This is a genomic window from Arthrobacter sp. NPDC058288 (assembly GCF_042880995.1).
Lineage (GTDB): Bacteria > Actinomycetota > Actinomycetes > Actinomycetales > Micrococcaceae > Arthrobacter.
In genome coordinates this window covers 22,528-42,993 of the sequence record NZ_JBHVYH010000005.1, presented here as the reverse complement: position 1 = coordinate 42,993, position 20,466 = coordinate 22,528, and the positions used below count along the sequence as shown (strand labels likewise).

Annotated in this window: 9 protein-coding genes; 6 read left to right on the top strand and 3 right to left on the bottom strand. The window is 65.4% G+C overall.

Annotated elements, in window-relative coordinates:
- Positions 1-123 precede the first annotated feature (123 nt).
- The 3 genes from ACFVWT_RS14355 to ACFVWT_RS14345 all read right to left on the bottom strand — a co-directional run bounded on the left by ACFVWT_RS14355 (position 124) and on the right by ACFVWT_RS14345 (position 3,761).
- Positions 124-1,809 carry a DUF885 domain-containing protein gene (locus ACFVWT_RS14355; RefSeq protein WP_390248848.1) on the bottom strand — a complete coding sequence of 562 codons (1,686 nt, stop codon included), beginning with the start codon at positions 1,807-1,809 and terminating at the stop codon, positions 124-126.
- Positions 1,810-1,905: 96 nt separating this feature from the next.
- The gene (locus ACFVWT_RS14350; protein WP_390248846.1) at positions 1,906-2,181 is read right to left on the bottom strand and encodes an acyl-CoA carboxylase subunit epsilon; all 276 of its coding nucleotides are present in this window, start codon (positions 2,179-2,181) and stop codon (positions 1,906-1,908) included.
- On the bottom strand, positions 2,178-3,761 hold the full coding sequence (locus ACFVWT_RS14345; RefSeq protein WP_390248844.1) for an acyl-CoA carboxylase subunit beta: 1,584 nt from the start codon (positions 3,759-3,761) through the stop codon (positions 2,178-2,180). Before ACFVWT_RS14345 ends, ACFVWT_RS14350 begins: the two co-directional genes overlap by 4 nt.
- A 206-nt stretch (positions 3,762-3,967) precedes the next feature.
- On the opposite strand from ACFVWT_RS14345, the gene ACFVWT_RS14340 reads away from it, so the two are divergent.
- The 6 genes from ACFVWT_RS14340 (at position 3,968) to ACFVWT_RS14315 (ending at position 20,401) form a co-directional block, all read left to right on the top strand.
- Positions 3,968-4,858: an SDR family oxidoreductase gene (locus tag ACFVWT_RS14340; protein WP_390248842.1), complete on the top strand. Its 891-nt coding sequence runs from the start codon at positions 3,968-3,970 to the stop codon at positions 4,856-4,858.
- Positions 4,859-4,908: 50 nt separating this feature from the next.
- Complete coding sequence (locus ACFVWT_RS14335) at positions 4,909-5,934, top strand: biotin--[acetyl-CoA-carboxylase] ligase (protein WP_390248840.1); 1,026 nt, start codon at positions 4,909-4,911, stop codon at positions 5,932-5,934.
- The gene (locus ACFVWT_RS14330; RefSeq protein WP_390248838.1) at positions 5,927-6,559 is read left to right on the top strand and encodes a PH domain-containing protein; all 633 of its coding nucleotides are present in this window, start codon (positions 5,927-5,929) and stop codon (positions 6,557-6,559) included. Before ACFVWT_RS14335 ends, ACFVWT_RS14330 begins: the two co-directional genes overlap by 8 nt.
- Positions 6,560-6,596: 37 nt before the next feature.
- Positions 6,597-7,883 (top strand): adenylate/guanylate cyclase domain-containing protein, encoded by a 1,287-nt coding sequence (locus ACFVWT_RS14325; protein WP_390249260.1) that lies wholly within the window; start codon positions 6,597-6,599, stop codon positions 7,881-7,883.
- Positions 7,884-8,001: 118 nt separating this feature from the next.
- Positions 8,002-14,157: an Ig-like domain-containing protein gene (locus ACFVWT_RS14320; RefSeq protein ID WP_390248836.1), complete on the top strand. Its 6,156-nt coding sequence runs from the start codon at positions 8,002-8,004 to the stop codon at positions 14,155-14,157.
- Positions 14,158-14,311: 154 nt separating this feature from the next.
- Positions 14,312-20,401: an Ig-like domain-containing protein gene (locus tag ACFVWT_RS14315; RefSeq protein ID WP_390248834.1), complete on the top strand. Its 6,090-nt coding sequence runs from the start codon at positions 14,312-14,314 to the stop codon at positions 20,399-20,401.
- Positions 20,402-20,466 lie beyond the last annotated feature (65 nt).

Below are 20,466 nucleotides of genomic sequence, written 5' to 3'. Positions count from 1 at the left end.
AGTTATTCCCGGCGCCGATGTGGCAAACGTCTCGACTTCATTATGAGTTTTTGTCCAGATAACGCGACTTCCGGAATGGTTTGCTCGCGTTATCTGGACAAAAACTCGACAGGCGGAAGGTACTTACCCCAGCAGCGCCCTCTTGAGAGTGTCGAGCCCCACGGAGCCGATGTTCAGGGCCTTGGTGTGGAAGGCCTTCAGATCGAAACCGGGTCGGGCTTCAAGCTCGGAACGGATCTGTTCCCAGAGGCGCTGGCCCACCTTGTAGGACGGCGCCTGGCCCGGCCACCCCAGGTAGCGGGCGAATTCGAAATTGAGCTGGCCCTCACTGATCGCCAGGTTCTCTTTCAGGAAGCCGTAGCCTATGTCCGGTGTCCAGGTGCCGCTGCCCCAGCGTTCCGGGACCTCCAGTTCCAAGTGCACGCCGATGTCGAACACCACCCGCGCCGCACGCATACGCTGCATGTCCAGCATGCCCATGTGGTCGCCCGGATCCTTGAGGTAGCCCAGTTCCTGCATCAGTTTCTCGGCGTACAGTGCCCAGCCTTCGCCGTGGCCGGAGGTCCAGCAGACGTTGCGGCGCCACTTGTTGAGCAACTCCCGGCGGTAGACGGCCGTGGCGATCTGGAGGTGGTGGCCGGGAACCCCTTCGTGGAACACCGTGGTGGTCTCTGCCCACGTGGTGAACGTGTCCTCACCCGCAGGCACGGACCACCACATCCGGCCGGGCCTGCTGAAGTCGTCGGAAGGGCCGGTGTAGTAAATTCCGCCTTCATCCGTGGGAGCGATCAGGCATTCGAGCGTCTTCATGATGTCCGGGATCTCGAAGTGGACACCTGCGAGATCCGCCACGGCCCTGTCCGAGAGGTCCTGCATCCACGCTTTGAGGGCGTCGGTGCCTTTGAGCTGCCGGGCGGGATCGCTGTTCAGGATCTCCTTGGCTTCCGCCACGGACGCGCCGGGCCGGATTTCCTCGGCCACGCGTTCCTGTTCGGCGATGAGCCGCTCGAGTTCGTGTACGCCCCAGGCGTAGGTCTCGTCGAGGTCCACCGTCGCGCCCAGGAACGCCCGGGATGCCAGTGCATAGCGGTCCCGGCCCACCGCATCCTTGGCCGGTGCCACCGGCAGCAGCTCCGTGGACAGGAAGTCCGCGAGTTTTAGGTATGCCGCCCCGGCAGCGGCAGCGCCGTCGTCGAGCTTTGCCTGCAGTTCCGCGGAAAGCGGGCCGTCCTTGGTCTTTGCGCCGGCGGCCATCTTCGCGAAGAAGCCGTCCCCGGCGGCGTACTTGCTGGCCTGCTCGATGACGATGGCCACCTGCCGGGCAGCGGAGACCTTGCCCTGCTCCTTTGCCGAACGCAACGACTCGATATAACCGTCGATCGCCCCGGGGACGCTGTGGGCGCGGCCGGCGATGTGCTCCCAGTGTTCGGTGGTGTCGGTGGGCATCAGGTCGAAGATGGAGCGGATGTTCTGCGCCGGCGATTCGATGTTGTTCAGTTCGGCGGCATCCCAGCCGGATGCATGGATTTCCAACTGAAGTCCCAGCCGTTCGCGCATGGCGTCAAGCGTTACAGCGTCCACCTCGTCCACCGGCTCCAGGCCGTCAAGTGCGTCGAGCGCCTCCTTGGCCGCTGTCATGAATCCTGCGATGCCGGCCGGAGAGAAGTCCTGGAATTCGGTCTCGTGCCCCGGCACGCCCAGCACTGTGGCGAAGCTCGGATTGAGCCTTATGAGAGTGTCCGTGTAGCCGTCAGCGACGGCGTCGATGGCTGTGTGCGGGCGTGCGGAGGCTGCGGGTTCGGTAGTCACCCCACGAGACTAACGGGGCAAACCCGGTTATGAAAGACTCACTGAACTTTTCGGTGTGTCAACGGACGGCCGCTGCCGCGACCACACAGCTCCCCGTTAGCCGCGGCTGCGCTTCCAGGCTCCCGGCCCCGGGGCCGGGGCCAGGCGCAGCTGCTGCCGCCGGACCCAGTGGCGGACATTGGGCTTCGCCTCGCCTTCCGGCTCGGCGCTGCCGAGGGAGAACACGACGGCGGCCAGCGCCGCGAGTTCGACGTCTGTCGGTTCGCCCTTCACCACGGAGAATAACGGCTCGGCGGCCTCGGCGCCGTTTTCGCCCGGGGTCTCCCCGGGCTCAACCGCCGCGTTCGCGGCCGGCTCCACGTCCGCGCTCACAGCGGAATGTTTCCGTGCTTCTTGGCGGGCAGGCTGGCGCGCTTGTCCCGCAGCGCACGCAGGCCCTTGATGATCTGCACCCGGGTATCCGAGGGTGCAATAACGGCATCCACATAGCCCAGCTGGGCCGCCTGGTAAGGGTTGAGGAGCTCCTCCTCATACTGCCGGATAACCTCAGCGCGCTTGGCCTCGACGTCGCCGCCGGCCTCCGCAACCGCCGCAAGCTCGCGGCGGTACAGGATATTGACGGCGCCCTGCGCGCCCATGACGCCGATCTGGGCCGTGGGCCAGGCCAGATTAAGGTCGGCGCCGAGCTTCTTGGAACCCATCACGATGTACGCCCCGCCGTATGCCTTGCGGGTGATAACTGTGAGCTTCGGAACGGTGGCCTCGGCGTAGGCATACAGGAGCTTGGCGCCGCGGCGGATGATTCCCTGGAATTCCTGGTCCTTGCCCGGAAGGAAGCCCGGGACGTCCACCAGCGTGATGATGGGGATGTTGAAGGCATCGCAGTGCCGGACGAAGCGTGCGGCCTTTTCCGATGCCGAAATGTCCAAGGTGCCTGCGAACTGCATGGGCTGGTTGGCAACAATGCCGACGGTGTGCCCTTCGATGCGCCCGTAGCCGATCATCACGTTCGGAGCGTAAAGCGCCTGCATCTCCAGGAAGTGGCCGTCGTCCACGATCTGTTCGACGACCCTGCGCATGTCGTAAGGCTGGTTGGCGGAATCCGGAATGAGCGTGTCCAGGGCGAGGTCATCGTCGTCGACGTCCAGGTCCTGCTGGTGCTCCAGGACCGGAGCCTCGGCCAGGTTGTTGGAGGGGAGGAAGTCCAGGAGTTCGCGGACGAACTCGATGGCGTCCGCCTCGTCCGACGCCAGGTACGTGGAGGTGCCGGTGGTGGCGTTGTGCTGGCGGGCGCCGCCCAGGGTTTCCATGTCCACGTCCTCGCCGGTGACGGTCTTGATCACGTCCGGCCCGGTGATGAACATGTGCGATGTCTTGTCCACCATGACCACGTAGTCGGTCAGGGCGGGGGAGTACGCTGCTCCGCCGGCGGAGGGTCCCATGATGAGGGAGATCTGCGGGACGACGCCGGATGCATGGACGTTGTTGCGGAAGATGTCCGCGAACATGGCCAGGGAGGCCACGCCTTCCTGGATACGGGCGCCGCCGCCGTCGAGGATGCCAACCACGGGGCATCCGTTGCGCAGCGCAAATTCCTGCACCTTGACGATTTTCTCGCCGTTGACCTGGCTGAGCGAACCGCCGTAGACGGAGAAGTCCTGGCTGTACACGGCCACGGGCCGGCCGTCCACAGTGCCGTAACCGGACACCAGGCCGTCGCCGAGCGGCTTCTTCTTTTCCATACCGAAGGCCGTGGAGCGGTGGACGGCCAGGGCATCGAATTCCACGAAGGAATCCGCGTCCAGGAGGAGGTCGATGCGTTCTCTGGCGGTGTTCTTGCCGCGGGCGTGCTGCTTCTCGATGGCCTCGGGGCCGGACGGCTGCTCGGCGCGCGCCTGGCGGTCGCGGAAGTCGGCAATCTTTCCCGCTGTCGTGGTCAGATCGTGGCTCATCAAGTGTCTCCGGCTCTGTAGCTGATGGTCGCTGGCACTGTGTCGCAACGGCGCTTAAGTAGCTTCCGCACAAAAACAGGACCCTGTTGGCTAGTCTAGTGACGCTATTGACCCGGACCGCTGTAGAAAACCTACAATTTTCTGCCGTTGAGAGACAGCGACCAGTATGTTACTCGCCGGTAACATACTTCGGCTAGAGTGTCCTTATGACTTCAAGCAACGATGCTTCGGGCACCGCCGCAGGGCCGTACCAGGCCGCCGGTTCCCTTCAGGGACGCACCATTTTGATGTCGGGCGGCAGCCGCGGCATCGGCCTCGCCATTGCGGTCCGCGCCGCGCGCGACGGCGCCAACATCGTGTTGATGGCCAAGACCGGCCAGCCGCACGCAAAACTTGAGGGCACTGTCTTCAGCGCCGCCGAACAGCTGGAAGCGGCCGGCGGCCAGGCGCTTCCGATCGTCGGCGACGTCCGCAATGACGACGACGTCGCCGGGGCGGTTGCCGCCGCCGTCGAACGGTTTGGCGGCATCGACATCGTGGTCAACAACGCCTCCGCGATCGATCTGTCGAAGACGGACGCCGTGGACATGAAACGCTACGACCTGATGCAGGACATCAATGTCCGCGGCACGTTCCTGCTCTCCAAGCTCGCGCTTCCTGCCCTGCGCCGTTCATCGTCCGCCCACATCCTCACCCTGTCGCCGCCGCTGAACCTGGATCCCAAGTGGGCCGGCATGCATCTCGCCTACACCATGGCCAAATACGGAATGAGCCTTACCACCCTCGGCCTGGCCGAGGAACTCAAGGAGGACGGCATCAACGTCAACTCGCTCTGGCCCTGCACCCTGATCGATACGGCGGCTATCCGCAACATGCCCGGTGGCGAGAACATGGTGAAGGCCGCCCGCGGACCGGAGATCATGGCGGATGCGGCGCATGCCGTGCTGACGGGCGGCAACCTGACGGGAACGGGGGGCTCGCCGAGCGGCAATTTCTACACCGATGAACAGGTGCTCGCCGCGGCCGGGGTAGCAGACTTTTCCCCTTACAGCCTGGGTGCGCCGGAGGACCGGCTGGTCCCTGACATTTTCCTCTGAGAACCCTCCGGGCCGCCGCCGGAACCGCACCAACTCGGTAGGATTCAACTATGGACGCCCCACAGCCTGCCGACGGCCAGGACCCGAACAGCCCGCAGCCTTCCGAACCCGGCCCGGAGCGGCAGGGCAGTGCGGCGCCTTCCGCCGCCCAGCCGGACGCGGTTCCTCGCGTCGGCCTTAACAAGGCTGAGTTGGGCAGTGCGGAATTCCTTTCTGCCAACGGCATAGCGCAGCTCACGGTGGTTGACTCGACAGGCTCCACCAATGCGGACCTCCTGCAGGGAGTAACCGTGGATCCCCGTGCCTGGCCGGACCTTTCCGTCCTGACGGCCGAGCATCAGACCGCGGCCCGCGGCCGCCTGGACCGCCATTGGGAGGCTCCGCCGCTTAGCTCCGTCTCGGTATCCATCGTCCTCCGCCCGGTCAACGCGGAAGGTCGGCCGCTGCCCACCCACAGCTACTCCTGGTTCTCGCTGCTCGCCGCGCTTGCCCTGCGTGAGGCACTCCTGGAAACGGCAGGCATCCCGGCCGAAATCAAATGGCCCAACGACGTCATGGTGCGCGGCCGGAAGATCGCCGGCATCCTGGCGCAACTTGGACCCATGGGGGACGGCTCTGTTCCGCCGGTGATTCTGGGCACGGGCCTCAATGTGACACTGACTGCCGGGGAGCTCCCCGTGCCGACGGCCACGTCCGTGCTGCTGGAGAATGCCCGGACTGTCGACCGGACGGCACTCCTCAAGAGTTATCTTTCGCGCTTCGCCGCGCTCTACCGGAATTTCTGCAATGCCGACGGCGACCCCGCCGCCGGGATGGCTGGCGGACCCTCGCTGCACAAGCGGGTCGAGTCGGTCATGACCACCCTCGGCAAGCAGGTGCGCGCGCAACTGCCGGGGGACCACGAGATCATCGGTCATGCCTCCCGCCTGGACGAGTACGGCTCCCTCCTCGTGGTGGACGCCGCAAAGCACGAACACGTCGTAACGGCCGGGGACGTGGTCCACCTCCGGCCGTGGACCCCGCCCGGCACCGGGACCGAATCGGGCACGGGCGCCGCGGAAAGCGGATATGCGTAAAGACCTCCTGCCGGGTGAACAGGTCATCACTGTTACCCGGCCGCAGCCCCGGAAGCTTTTCTTTCCGGGGCTGCTGTTCATCGTCGCCCCTGCGCTGGGTGCCTTCGCCAGTGCCTGGATCGTGAAAGGCGAGCCGGCCAGGCTGGTTCCGCTGATCACCGGAGAATGGACAATCTGGCTCGTCGCAGTGTGCGCCGGGGCTGTTGCGTGGATACTGTTGGGGTACTGCCTGCCTCGCGCGCTCAGGTGGCACGCCACGCAGTACGTGCTGACCAGCCGGCGGATAGTTGCCCGTTACGGCATGTTGCGCAGGCGGGACATGCAGATCCCGCTCGCATCCGTGCACCATATCGGCGTCAGTCAGTCACTGTGGCAACGCATATTGCGGTCCGGGAATATATCGTTGGATACCGGGCAAGGCGCGGACGCCGTGATCCCGGATGTCCCGGAGGCCGTGAGGTTCCGGAACTTCGTCCTCGACGCCATCGATGACTTGCCGCCGGGCGTGCTTTTCGAGGCAGGCCGGGTGCAGGCGCAGGAACTAGCCGGAGACGCACAGTACTACCGGCCGCGGGACATGGGAGAGCAGTGGGATCCGAGAGAAGGTGGAAGAGATGAGCGTTGAGAATGCCGGACCCGTGGACGAGGCCGAGCGGTCCGAGATGCCGTCACCACCGGACGCAGTAGTGGAAACCGCCACCCTTGAAGCCGCTGTGCTGGAAACGGCTGCGCTGGACACAGTTTCGGTGGAGCCGCCCGTGCTCGAGACCTCCGTTGCCGGGGACCCCGCCCACGCGCCGGCGGCAACACACCAGCCGATACCCCACGACCCCGCCCCCTACGATCCGACTCCGGGGGGCCGGCCGGCGGGAACATCCCCGTCCGAGGCACCCCCCACCGGGACACTCTCCGCCGAGCGGCTTGCAGCCAAGGCGCTCGAAGCCAGGCTCCTTGGCGGTGAGCGAAAGCTCCGCCGCCGTGAGGTGGCGGCTGGTGCCGGGCTGTCATTGCTGTCCGCCCGTAAGTTGTGGCGCGCCCTGGGCTTCCCCAACCTCGGAGACGAGGACGTGGCCTTCACCGAACGCGACCAGGCAGCGCTGTCCACCGTGGTGGACCTGGTCCGCGCGGGAAAGCTCACCGAAGAGGCGGCCATCTCGGTGACCCGTGCCATCGGGCAGATGACTGACCGGATGGTGGTGTGGCAAATCGAAGCCCTGGTGGAGGACATGGTCCACCGGCAGGGCGTGTCGGACGCCGTGGCCCGCAAGCGGCTGGTCAACCAGCTTCCGTCCCTCGTGGACGCCCTCGAGGAAATGCTCGTTTACTCCTGGCGCCGGCAGCTCAATGCGGGTGTCCAGCGACTTGCCGTGCGGGCCGAAGCCGGACTGCAGGCGAGTGAAGAGGGCCGTGAAGGCGATGAGGATGACGCGCCGCTGCCCCTTGCGAGGGCAGTGGGCTTTGCGGACCTGGTCTCCTACACCAGCCTTTCGAGACGTATGAACGAGAAGACGCTCGCGCAGCTGGTGCAGCGTTTTGAAAACAAGTGCGCCGAAATCATCTCGGTGGGCGGCGGCCGGCTGGTGAAGACAGTGGGCGACGAAGTCCTCTATATTGCCGAGACACCCGCAGCGGGAGCCGAAATTTCCCTTGCCCTTTCGCAGGCCTTTACCGAGGACGAGATCCTGCCCCAGGCCAGGGTTGCCATGGTGTGGGGGCGCATCCTTTCGCGCCTGGGCGACATCTACGGGCCTACTGTTAATCTCGCTGCCCGGCTGACGGCACTCGCCGACCCCGGCACGGTGCTGGTGGACTCGATGACGGCCGCCGCCCTGGAACAGGACGAGCGGTTTGTGCTGGTGCCGCAGAAAGCCGAGGAAGTCCGCGGCTTCGGCGAAATCCACCCGGTCCTCCTGCAGCGCGGCAGCGGCCGTGGCCTGGTCCTGGACTGAGTCTGCGGACCGGGTTTCTACATTTGATGGGCTTATGAGATAGTCGGACTGAGCCGGCTATTTCGTTCAGCGGGTCTTAGCGTGCCCGGAATGCATTTCTCGTGGGGGAAAAACACTAATGAAACGGCTACTTCGATCCGTGACGCCCGAATCGGAACATATGCCGAACCATCGGCGTGCACGGGTTCTTCGAGGCACCGCATTTGCGGTGGCGGGTGCTGCGTTGGTGGCTGGTGCAATTATTTATCCGGGGTTCAAGACCACTGAGGTGGAGTTGAACGACGGCGGCGTGTGGGTGGTCAGTAAGACCAAGAATGCTGTTGGCCGGTTGAATTATCCGTCGCGGGTGCTGGATGGGGCGGTGACGCCGGCGAGTACCACGTTCGATATCCTGCAGGACGCCGGGAATGTTTTTGTTGATGATGAGACCGGCTCGACTCTGAATCAGGTGTCGCCGGCGAACATGCAGCTGGGCGGGGATAAGCAGTTGCCGGGTTCGGCTGATGTGAGTTTTGGTTCCACCGTGATTTCGGTGACGGATGCGGCCAAGGGCAAGGTGTGGGCTTTGTCGCCGTCGACGGTCAACGGTTTCGATGAGGAAGCTGCTGAACCTGCGCTGACGGGTTCGGAGGGCCTGGTGTCCGCGGTCGGTGCGGATGACCGGATTTACAGTGCGGATCCGAAGACTGGTGTTGTGACTGTGACGGCTGTTGATGCCGATGGTGGGACGACGTCTTCTGAGTCGGCCACGTGGGATGGTCTGAAGGGTGCGGGTGATCTGCAGCTGGCGGTGGTGGGGGATAGGCCGGTGGTCCTGGATGCGGGGCGGGGGAAGTTGTTCCTGCCCGGTGGCCGCGGGCTGGATCTGGAGAATGCGCGGGATGCGAAGTTGCAGCAGTCCGGTCCGGCGTCGGATGTGGTGGCGGTGGCGACGCAGAAGGCGTTGTTGAAGCAGCCGTTGGATGGTTCGGCGGCGAAGACGGTGTTGTTTGGTGGTGAGGGTGTTCCGGCGGCTCCGGTGCAGCTGGGCGGGTGTGTTCATGCGGCGTGGTCGGGGGCGAACAAGTATGTCCGTGACTGTGTGAATGATGCTGATGATAAGAACGTTGAGGTGCCGAAGGCGAGTGCGTCGCCGTCGTATGTGTTCCGGGTGAACCGGGACCTGGTGGTGTTGAACGATGTGAATTCGGGCAATGTGTGGCTGGTGAACCAGAATATGCAGCTGGTCAACAACTGGGACGACGTCGTCCCGCCGCAGCAGACCTCGGATGACGCGGAGAAGGACTCCGCGGATGAGGTGCAGCAGGCCGTGCTGCCGGACCGCACCAAGCCCAACAGCGCGCCGGTTGCCAAACCGGACACCTTCGGAGTCCGCGCGGGCAAGACAGCCATCCTCCCCGTCCTGGACAACGACACCGACCCCGACGGCGACATCCTCACGGTCCGCGCCCCGGAAGCGATCAGCTCCGGGCTCCTGGCGCCGATCTACGGTTCCACCGGTTTCCAGGTCAGCGTGCCGGCGGACAAGACCGGCTCCGAGACATTCAAATACTCTGTGGACGACGGCCGCGGCCTCAGCGCCTCCTCCGATGTCACCCTCAACATCATCCCGCCGGGGGAGAACTCGGCTCCCCGCCGGAAGCCGAACCGGAACACCACCCTGGTGGTGCAGGCCGGCAAGCTCGTCAGCCAGAACATCCTGACCGACTGGACCGACCCTGACGGCGACGACCTCTACGTCGTCACCGCCACCAGCAGCGACCCCCGGGACCAGGTCAAAGCCCGGCCGGACGGACTGCTCAGCTTCCAGGACGGCGGCTCCGAGCCCGGCCGCAAAGTAGTCACCGTTACGGTCTCTGACGGCCAGTCCACTGCCGAAGACAAGGTCACCGTGGATGTGCGCGCCCCGGGAGCGCTTCCGCCGGTCGCCAACGCCGACCACATCGTCGCCGTCGCCGGCGTGGCCACGGTTATTGCGCCGCTGAAGAACGATTCGGACCCGCAGGGCGGCGCGCTCCGGCTCGCCCAGGTCACTCCCGACGGAAACTCCACTGCCACCATGGGAGCGGACCAGCAGACCTTCACCTTTAACTCCACTGCCGAGGGTGCCCACTATGTGACCTATCTTGTGACCAACGGCCCGGCCAGCGCACAGCAGCTGGTACGCGTGGACGTCGTTCCCGGCAACGGCGACGGCGCCCCCGTCGCCGTCCGGGACACCGCCCTGCTGCCCAGCGGGGGCAGTGTGCTGGTGGACGTCCTCGGCAACGATTCGGACCCCTCGGGCGGCGTCCTGGTGGTCCAGTCCGTCACAGCGGCCGAGGGCCAGCCGGTCAGCGCATCGGTGCTGGACCACTCGGTCATCAGGATCACCGACATCCGGGCAGAGGGGCAGCTCAACGTCAAGTACACGATTTCCAACGGCAAGGCCTCCGCCAGCGGAGACATCGCGGTGCTGGTGGTTCCAGCACCGGCCAAGCTCCAGGCCCCGCAGGCCAAGCCTGACGAAGTGTCGGTCCGGGCGGGCGACGTCGTCACCATCCCGGTGCTGGAGAACGACACCGACCCCAACGGCGGCAAGCTCACCCTTGAACCCGAACTGGCGCAGAAACCCAACGACGCCGACGGCCGCATGTTCCGCTCCGGCGGCACCCTGCGCTTCATCGCCGGTGACGTTCCTAAGACGGTCTATGCCATCTACAAGGTCACCAATGAATCCGGGCAGTCGGACTCCCAACAGGTCACTATCCGCATTCGTGCCCGCGACGACCAACGGAACACGCGTCCCGAGCCGAAGAACCTGACCGCGCGCGTGGTGGCCGGCATGGTGGTGCGGATCCCCGTGCCCTTGGACGGGATCGATTCCGACGGCGACTCCGTGCAGCTGATCGGCGTGGACAAAGCCCCGGAAATGGGAACGGCCGTGGTGAAGGACGGTTACCTCGAGTTCACTGCTACCGCGACGGCCGCAGGCACCGACACCTTCACCTACCGTGTCCGGGACCGGATCGGAGCCGAAAACACAGGCACCGTAATTGTCGGAATTGCCCCGCCGGAGGCCAACAACCAGAAACCCATTGCCGTGGACGACGCCGTGGATGTCCGCCCCGGGCGCCAGATCGCCGTCGACGCGCTCAGCAACGACTCGGACCCTGACGGGGACCCCATCGGATTGGTGGCCAACGGCTTCGAGGCGCGCCCCGAGCTCCGGGTCGAGAGCGCCGACGGGGGCAAGGTGCTGCTGACGGCACCAGGCGCCGCCGGCAACGAGAGCGTCAGCTACAAGATCCAGGACGACAAGAAGGCCCAGGGGAGCGCCGTGATCCGGGTCCGGGTGAGCCCCGACGCCGCCCTGAAGTCACCGGTCGCGCAGGACGATGTGGTCACTCCGGCCGAGACGCTGGGCAAGTCCGCCGTCGACGTCCCGGTCCTGAAGAACGACGCCGACCCCGACGGCGTCGCCGCTGAACTCAAGGTCGCCCTGCCGGACGGCAACCCCAACGCGCGCGTCGGGGGTGACGGCAACGTCGTTGTGTCCCTCGCCGCGAATGACCAGCTGGTTCCGTACACCGTCACCGACGTCGACGGCCAAAGCGCGACGGCGGTCATTTGGGTTCCAGGGCAGGGAGAGCAGTACCCCACCCTGGCCCGCACCGACGTCCTGGAAGTGATGGCAGGCAAAGAAGCGACCATCGACCTGGGCGAGTACGTCCGCGTACGGGACGGGCGCACCGCCCGGATCACCCAGGCGGACAAAGTACGCGTCCAGGGGGCGGACCCCGCGAACATCATCACCGGCAACGGAAACGCGTTGCGCTACGCGGCGCTTAATGACTACGTGGGGCCCGGCTCTGTCACCTTTGAAGTGACGGACGGTGCCGGTCCGGACGATCCGCAGGGGCTGAAGTCCACGCTGACCGTCATCACCCGGGTAATCCCGGACCCCAATGCCAACCACGAGCCCACGTTCAGCGGAACCGACCTCGAGGTGCCGCTGGCCGAGACTGCCAGCCTGGAACTGGGCAACCTGGCCAAGGACGTTGACGAGGGGGACCAGGAGAAACTCACCTTCGAACTGGACGGCACCCTGCCGGAGGGCTTCAAGGCAACCATCGAGGGCCAGGCGCTCAAGGTCAGTGCTGATTCCGGCACGGCCGCCGGCCGCAAGGGGATCATCCCGCTGAAGGTGACGGACGGCCGCTCCGGTGCGGTAAAGGCTGCAGTGACCGCTACCGTCGTCGCCTCCAACAGGCCGCTCCCCGCCGCAAACGAGGACGTCATCGACAAGGCCAATGCCGGCCGGACCGAGACCGTCAACGTCCTCGCCAACGATTTCAATCCTTTCGGTGAAACGCCGCTGAAGATCATCTCTGCCACGGTCGAAACCGGTTCTGCCGCCGGTGCACCTGCCGTGAACGGGGACTCGATCACGGTCACTCCTGCCGAGGGCTCCAAGGGCGTCATGGTGATTCGCTACACCGTGCTGGACAAGACCGGGGATCCCTCCCGGCAGGCGAGCGGCCGTGTGCGCATCACCGTCCGGGACAAACCGGATGCCCCCTCGGCACCGTCCGCCACGGACGTGCGCAGCCGCACCGCCGTACTCAAGTGGGCGCCGCCGTCGGACAACGGCGCGGCCATCAGCAAATACACCGTGACGTCCAGCGGGTTCAGCCAGGACTGTGCCACCACTACCTGCACCCTCAGTGGCCTGACCAACAACGTCAAGTACGTTTTCACCGTCACGGCCACCAACGAAGTGGGGGTCTCGGCGGCCTCGGTGGCGTCCAACGAGATCAGGCCGGATGAGAAGCCCTCGCCTCCGGAGGCACCCACCGTCAAAGCCGGCGACAAGAATATGGTCATTGCGTGGCCTGCGGCGAAGACCGAGGGCTCAGCCGTCAAGGGCTATAACCTGGAAATTTCGCCACCGCCGGCCAACGGGGTTGCCGTGAAGAACGGGGTCACAGGCCTGAACTACACCTGGCCGGGACTGACCAACGGTGTGCGCTACAAGGTCCGCGCCCAGGCCGTCAACGAGCTTGGCCCCTCCGAGTGGGGCATCTACTCGTCCGAAGACAATCCTGCCGGGGTGCCCGGGGCTCCGGCAGCGCCGACTTCTGCCGTGGCTTCATCCGTCGGAACCACGAACCAGCTGCGCGTGAACTGGTCGGAACCCGACACCAACGGTGATCCGATCAGGAACTACTTCGTCACGATGAGCGGAGGCGGCGGAGCGCCACAGACCCAGACCGTTGCGGGCACAGCGCGCACTGCGAACTTCACGGCCAACAACTCCGAAGCTGAGTACACCTTCACCGTGCAGGCCGAGAACAAAGCGGGAAAGGGTGCCGTCAGTCCGCCATCCGCGCCGCGGCGCGCCACCGGCAAGCTCGGCCAGGTCTCGGGTGTCAGCGCTACCCCGGCAGACACCGGGGGAGCGGGGCGGAAGGTGACCATCAACTTCAAGGAGCTGACCGCTGCCGAACGCAACGGCTCTGCCTACGGTGAAGTCAGCTACAGCTACAACGCCAGCACGGGCCAGGGCGGACCCATCAAGCCCGGGCAAACCGTGGGAGGCTTCACGAATGGTGACGCCACATCCATCACCGTAGTGGCTAACTCCACCGTGGCACCAAGCTCGGACGCCAGCGCCGCAGCCAGGGCCACGCCATACGGTGCCCCGGGCACGCCCTCGGCGTCGGGCCAGAACGGCGGCCAGAACCAGAAGTCCCTGAGCTTCAGCTGGTCCTCACCGTCGACGGCGACGAACGACGTCGCTTACACACGGATCAATATCGACGGCAGGGGCTGGGAAACTGTCGCGGCGTCCGGAACACGGACGGTGAACACCGGCGGCTTTGACGAATCGCACTCGATCCAGGTGCAAACCGTCAACTCGGTGGGCACCGGCGGGCCCGTTGCCCAAGCCACGGCCCAGTCCGGCCCTGCCAAGACAAATTGGGACACCGCGGTCAACGGTTACCGCACGTGCACCGACGCGCCTGCCTCCGGGCAAACCTCGTGGCGGTCGCCGACGAACGCGGAACACACCTGCGACGGAGTCATCCGTGGCTATCCATGGGCCTACGGCTCCGACGGGTCCTTCACGGTCAACTGCTTCATGTGGCGCACTGTGCCGGATGCCCGCGGGACCTATAAGTGGTACCGCATCAACTCGCATCCTGACGGCCGCTTCGTGGGACGCACCATCCAGGTCGGCAACACCACCCTGGGCGAGCCCGAGGGTCACGGGATTCCGCAATGTTCATGACGGGCGTAACCGCAGGTCAAGCGGTTGGGGAGTGCTCCCCATCGCGGTCCCGCGGCGGGTTGGGTAGGCTGTCGCGGGAAACAGAGAGCCCGGTACCGGGTCTTTGGAAACGCTGCCCTGGGGGCGGCTGCGATTTTGAGGGATTTGAAAACTTGTGACTACTCTGTTCGGCAAGCTGGGTCTCAGGGAGCGCCGCAGAAACTTGGTATCGGGCACCGCATTTGCGGTGGCGGGTGCTGCGTTGGTGGCTGGTGCGATTATTTATCCGGGGTTCAAGACCACTGAGGTGGAGTTGAATGACGGCGGTGTGTGGGTGGTCAGTAAGACCAAGAATGCTGTTGGCCGGTTGAATTATCCGTCGCGGGTGCTGGATGGGGCGGTGACGCCGGCGAGTACCACGTTCGATATCCTGCAGGACGCCGGGAATGTTTTTGTTGATGATGAGACCGGCTCGACTCTGAATCAGGTGTCGCCGGCGAACATGCAGCTGGGCGGGGATAAGCAGTTGCCGGGTTCGGCTGATGTGAGTTTTGGTTCCACCGTGATTTCGGTGACGGATGCGGCCAAGGGCAAGGTGTGGGCTTTGTCGCCGTCGACGGTCAACGGTTTCGATGAGGAAGCTGCTGAACCTGCGCTGACGGGTTCGGAGGGCCTGGTGTCCGCGGTCGGTGCGGATGACCGGATTTACAGTGCGGATCCGAAGACTGGTGTTGTGACTGTGACGGCTGTTGATGCCGATGGTGGGACGACGTCTTCTGAGTCGGCCACGTGGGATGGTCTGAAGGGTGCGGGTGATCTGCAGCTGGCGGTGGTGGGGGATAGGCCGGTGGTCCTGGATGCGGGGCGGGGGAAGTTGTTCCTGCCCGGTGGCCGCGGGCTGGATCTGGAGAATGCGCGGGATGCGAAGTTGCAGCAGTCCGGTCCGGCGTCGGATGTGGTGGCGGTGGCGACGCAGAAGGCGTTGTTGAAGCAGCCGTTGGATGGTTCGGCGGCGAAGACGGTGTTGTTTGGTGGTGAGGGTGTTCCGGCGGCTCCGGTGCAGCTGGGCGGGTGTGTTCATGCGGCGTGGTCGGGGGCGAACAAGTATGTCCGTGACTGTGTGAATGATGCTGATGATAAGAACGTTGAGGTGCCGAAGGCGAGTGCGTCGCCGTCGTATGTGTTCCGGGTGAACCGGGACCTGGTGGTGTTGAACGATGTGAATTCGGGCAATGTGTGGCTGGTGAACCAGAATATGCAGCTGGTCAACAACTGGGACGACGTCGTCCCGCCCAAGAACCAGTCCAATGACCAGGACCAGGAGTCCGCGGACAACAACACGATCAACATCCTGCCGGACCGCACCAAGCCCAACCGCCCGCCGGAAACCAAACCCGATACTGTCGGCGTACGGCCCGGGCGCACCACCATCCTCAGCGTCCTGGACAACGACTCCGATCCCGACGGTGACGTTCTTACGGCGTCCGTGGGCGGTTCCGGACCGACGTCGGGCACGCTGCAAAGCATCTACGGCGGCACGGCCTTCCAGATCACGGTACCGGCCGATGCCAAGCCCGGCTCTGAAACGTTAAGCTACAACGCGGCGGACGGACGCGGGCTCTCCGCCGGCGGACAGGTTTCCCTGAACATCGTCGGCGCTGACGAGAACAAACCGCCCGTCTTCAAGCGCGGCGACCCCACCACCATGCTGGTGGAACAGGGCAAAACGGTCAGCCAGAACATCCTGACCGACTGGACCGACCCCGACGGCGACGACCTCGTGCTGCTGGACGCCAAGGCGGACAACGAGCAGGACCAGGTCAAGGTTCGCCGCGATGGACTGCTCACCTACCAGGATTCCGGGGCTGCGCCCGGCAAGAAGACCGTCACGGTGTCCGTGTGGGACGGCCGCGACACCACCACCGGACAGGTGGTGGTGAACGTGCAACCGCCGGGCGCACTGGCGCCGGTGGTCAATGCCGACCACGTGACCGCCGTCGTCGGTCAGGATCTGGTGATCGCACCGCTGAAGAACGACGTCGACCCCAACGGCGGAGCCCTGCGGCTCGCCCAGGTGGAAGCCTCCGGCCCGGCCGAACTCGGCCCCGTCACCGACGGCGGCACGTTTACCTTCCGCAGCGAAACCGCGGGCCCCGTCTACCTTACGTACATCGCCAGCAACGGTCCGCAGAGCAGCCAGGGACTCATCCGCGTGGATGTGGAATCAGGCAAGGACACCGGCGACCCCGTCGCTGTGCACGACGTTGCGCTGATGCCCACGGGCGGCAGCGTACTCCTCGACCCGCTGGCCAACGACTCCGATCCCTCCGGCGGAGTGCTGGTACTGCAGTCGGTCCAGCTCCCGGAAAACACCACGGCCTCAGTCAGCGTGATCGACCACAGCGTGCTGCGCATCACCGACGTCCTGGGCACCAAGGACCCCTTCCTGTTCCAGTACACGATGTCCAACGGCAGGAAGTCCGCCACCGGCAGTGTCTCCGTGGTCCCGGTCCCGGCCCCCGTCGTCGTCGAGGCCCCGCAGCCAAAACCTGACGAAGTGAACGTCCGTGTCAACGACGTCGTCACCATTCCCGTGCTGTCCAACGACACCCATCCGCAGGGCCAGAAACTGACCGTGGATCCGGTGCTGCCGCAGGCAGTGGCCGAAGTGGACGGCAAGAGCTTCGTTTCCGAAAACACGCTCCGGTTCATCGCCGGGCCCCAGCCCAAGACAGTCCGGGCCATCTACAACGCCGTGGACCCGCAGGGCCAGAAGAGCGCTGCCGCCGTCACCATCCACATCCTCCCGCTGGAAGGCGCCGAGAACTCGCGGCCGCAGCCAAAGAACCTGACCGCGAGGGTGGTGGCCGCCGGATCTGTCCGCATTCCGGTGGACCTGGACGGCATTGATCCCGACGGAGACTCGGTCCAGCTGACCGGCATCGACAGCACCCCCGGCATGGGCACCGCCACTGTCGGCAGCAACTTCATCGACTTCACCGCGGCAGGCGACGGCGCGGGAACGGACACCTTCCGCTACAAGGTGGTGGACCGGCAGGGCGCCGTCAATACCGGCACGGTCACCGTGGGCATCGCGCCCCGCGGGGACGCGAACCAAAAGCCCACGCCCGTTGATGACGACGTCCAGGTCCGTCCCGGACGCCAGATCGCCGTGGACGCCATCGGGAACGACACCGATCCCGACGGCGACCCCATCGGCATCGTTGGCGACGGAATCGAGGCTCCCGCGGAACTCCAGGCGACCGTGAGCAAGGCGAGCGGCCGCATCATCCTGCAGGCACCGGCCAGCGAAGGTACCGTCAACGTCCGCTACACGATCGTTGATGACCGCGGCGCCTCGGCCCAGGCCACCATCCGCGTGAACGTCCGCAATGATGTGCCGTTGAAGGCACCCATCGCCAGGGACGACCGCGTGACCTCCGCGCAGACCCTGGGCAAGACCGCCGTTGACGTGCCCGTGCTGAAGAACGACGAGGACCCGGACGGCGTGGGCGAGAACCTGAAAATCGCCACGGATGCCACCACCGCCCGCCCGGGGACCGACGGCAACATGGTGGTGGACCTGACGGAGCAGCCTCAACTGATTCCCTACACGGTAGAGGACGTGGACGGCCAGAAGTCCACCGCCATCATCTGGGTGCCCGGCATCGGCCAGCAGGTGCCGACGCTTGCCAAGGACGAGGTCATCGAAGTCATCGCCGGACAGTCCGCCACGGTGGACCTGAAGGAGTGGGTCAAGGTCCGCGACGGGCGGTCGCCCCGCCTGACCCAGACCGACCGGATCAAGCTGATCGGAGCCGACGGCGGTGACCCGGTGGCCGGAAACGGCACAGCGATCAATTACACCGCCGGACGGGACTACGTGGGCCCGGGCTCCATCAGCTTCGAAGTCACCGACGGCTCCGGACCGGATGATCCCGCGGGATTGAAATCCACCCTCAGTATCCGGACCAAAGTGCTGCCGGACCCCAACCGGAACAACCCGCCCACGCTGCTGGGCAGTTCCGTAGAGGTTCCCAAGGGCGAGTCTGCGGAAACCGATCTGGGCCGGCTGACCTCGGACCCCGACCGCGACGACGTGGACAACATGAAGTACGAGCTGGTGGGGGACAGCCCGGGCGTTTTCAACGCCCGGATCGAGGGCAAGACCCTCAAGGCATCCGTGGACGGGGCAGCCGCCACCGGCACCGCGGGCACCGTACAGATCAAGGCGAAGGATCCGCGGGGACTGGAAGCAACGGCGACCTTCCAGCTCGCAGTCACTGCGTCCAACCGGCCCAAGCCCGTGGCCAGTGACGATGAGGAGCCCAATGCAACGGCCGGTAAGTCCGTGTCCGTGGACGTCCTTGCCAACGACTCCAACCCGTTCCCCGAGGCGCCCCTGAAGATCGTCCAGGCGGCCGTGGAAAGCGGGCTCGGCAACGCGGAGGTGGCCGGGACCACCGTCAACGTCACTCCCGCCTCCGGCTTTTCGGGAACGCTGATTGTGGCGTACACGATTGAGGACAAGACGGGGGAGACTTCCCGTCACGCCACAGCCCGGATCAGGCTGACGGTCAAGGACAAGCCGCTGGCACCGGCCACACCGCAGGCCCAAAGCGTCGGCGACCAGACAGCCCTGCTGAACTGGACCGCCCCCGCGGACCGCGGCTCACCCATCACCAAGTACACCGTCTATGGTGAAGGCGGCTTCCGGCAGGACTGTCCGGCGAACAGTTGCACGCTCACCGGACTGACCAACAACACGAAATACCACTTCCAGGTCACGGCCACCAACGCCATCGACGAATCTGAGCGGTCCCCGGTGTCGGCGGAGGTCCGCCCGGACGTCAAGCCCGACACCCCGGTTGCCCCTGCGCTGAAGTTTGGCGACAAGCAGCTTTCGGTGACCTGGTCGGCGCCGGCCAGCAAGGGCTCACCGGTCAAGTCCTATGACCTGGAGATCTCCCCGGCCCCGGCAGGGCAGAACGCCCAGATCCAGAACCTGACCTCGCTCAGCTATGTGTGGAAAGGCCTGCAGAACGGGGTTTCCTACAAGGTCCGCGTCCTGGCGCGCAACGATGCCAAGGAACCATCCGAATGGAGTGCCTACTCCGCCGCGGAAACCCCCGCCGGTGTTCCGGCCACCCCGGCTGCGCCAAACGCGACCGCGGCCGGTTCCGTGGGTACGCAGAGCCAGCTCAAAGTGAACTGGACCGCGCCCGGCAACAATGGTGACGCCATCTCGGCGTACACCTTGACCACGCTGAGGGGAGGGGCCGTGGTGACCACGCAGCAGGTCTCCGGGACGTCACAGAACGTTACGGTGGACAACTCCGAGTCGGGTTACACCTTTACCGTTTCAGCGACCAACAAAGCCGGCACCTCGGGTACTAGTGCGCAGTCCGCCGCCGTCCGGGCAGTGGGCAAGCCAGACATGGTGGGCAAGCCGACTGCCACCCTCTATGACACCGGCGGTGACGGAGGGCGAATTGATGTCAAGTTCCCCATCCTCACCGATGCGCAACGCAACGGATCGACGCCCGGTGAGATCACCTACAAGTACCGGCTGACGTCGGGCGGCGGTAGCGGCAACATCGCCGCCGGCGGAGAAATTGTCCCGGCAGCCAACGGCACCGATACCGCCGTTGTGGTCTGGGCCGTCTCGTCCCGCAGTTCCACCCCGGGCGACGCAAGCCCTGCATCCAACGTGGTGAACCCCTACGGCCTGGCCTTCGCTCCGACCGTGACGGGCAGCGGCAGCGGCGGCGTCGGAGACAAGACCGTTTCCTGGTCCTGGAACCAGCCCAGCGGCAACGGCCGTGCCGTCTCCGGCTATCAGTACAGCCTGGATGGCGGCGGCTGGGTCAACACCGATCAGCGGTCCTTCTCGAAGAGCGTGGGTTTCAGCGAGACGCACACGCTTCGGGTCCGCGCGATCAGCGCCAACCAGCCGGGGCGTATCGGCAGCGACACCTCGCGGAGCGGAGCGGAACCGCCGCCGCCTACCCCGACGTCCCAGATCCAGGCGCACAACAGTACCTGTCCGGGCAAGCCCGGAGAACCGGACACCTATAATCCGAGCGGTCCATCGTGTGGCGTCGGCTGGGTTCAACGGTCCGAGGGCAAGCTCACCATCAACTGCACCAAGGACATCTACGGCAACGGAACCCCTTGGTACCGCGTGACCGAAGGCAGCCACCCGGGCTGGTTCGTGAAGTCCACCACCGTGGATCTCTACGGGCCGCGGCCCGGCGGATGCTGACCAGACCTATTAGACTAATCGCTGGACTAAGCGGGCAGCGGCCCGAAGATTCACCCGAACCCGGA

Coding starts and splice junctions, on each gene's coding strand:
- ACFVWT_RS14345 (WP_390248844.1), bottom strand. CDS start 3,761: ATGAGCCACGATCTGACCACGACAGCGGGAAAGATTGCCGACTTCCGC.
- ACFVWT_RS14340 (WP_390248842.1), top strand. CDS start 3,968: ATGACTTCAAGCAACGATGCTTCGGGCACCGCCGCAGGGCCGTACCAG.
- ACFVWT_RS14335 (WP_390248840.1), top strand. CDS start 4,909: ATGGACGCCCCACAGCCTGCCGACGGCCAGGACCCGAACAGCCCGCAG.
- ACFVWT_RS14330 (WP_390248838.1), top strand. CDS start 5,927: ATGCGTAAAGACCTCCTGCCGGGTGAACAGGTCATCACTGTTACCCGG.
- ACFVWT_RS14325 (WP_390249260.1), top strand. CDS start 6,597: ATGCCGTCACCACCGGACGCAGTAGTGGAAACCGCCACCCTTGAAGCC.
- ACFVWT_RS14320 (WP_390248836.1), top strand. CDS start 8,002: ATGAAACGGCTACTTCGATCCGTGACGCCCGAATCGGAACATATGCCG.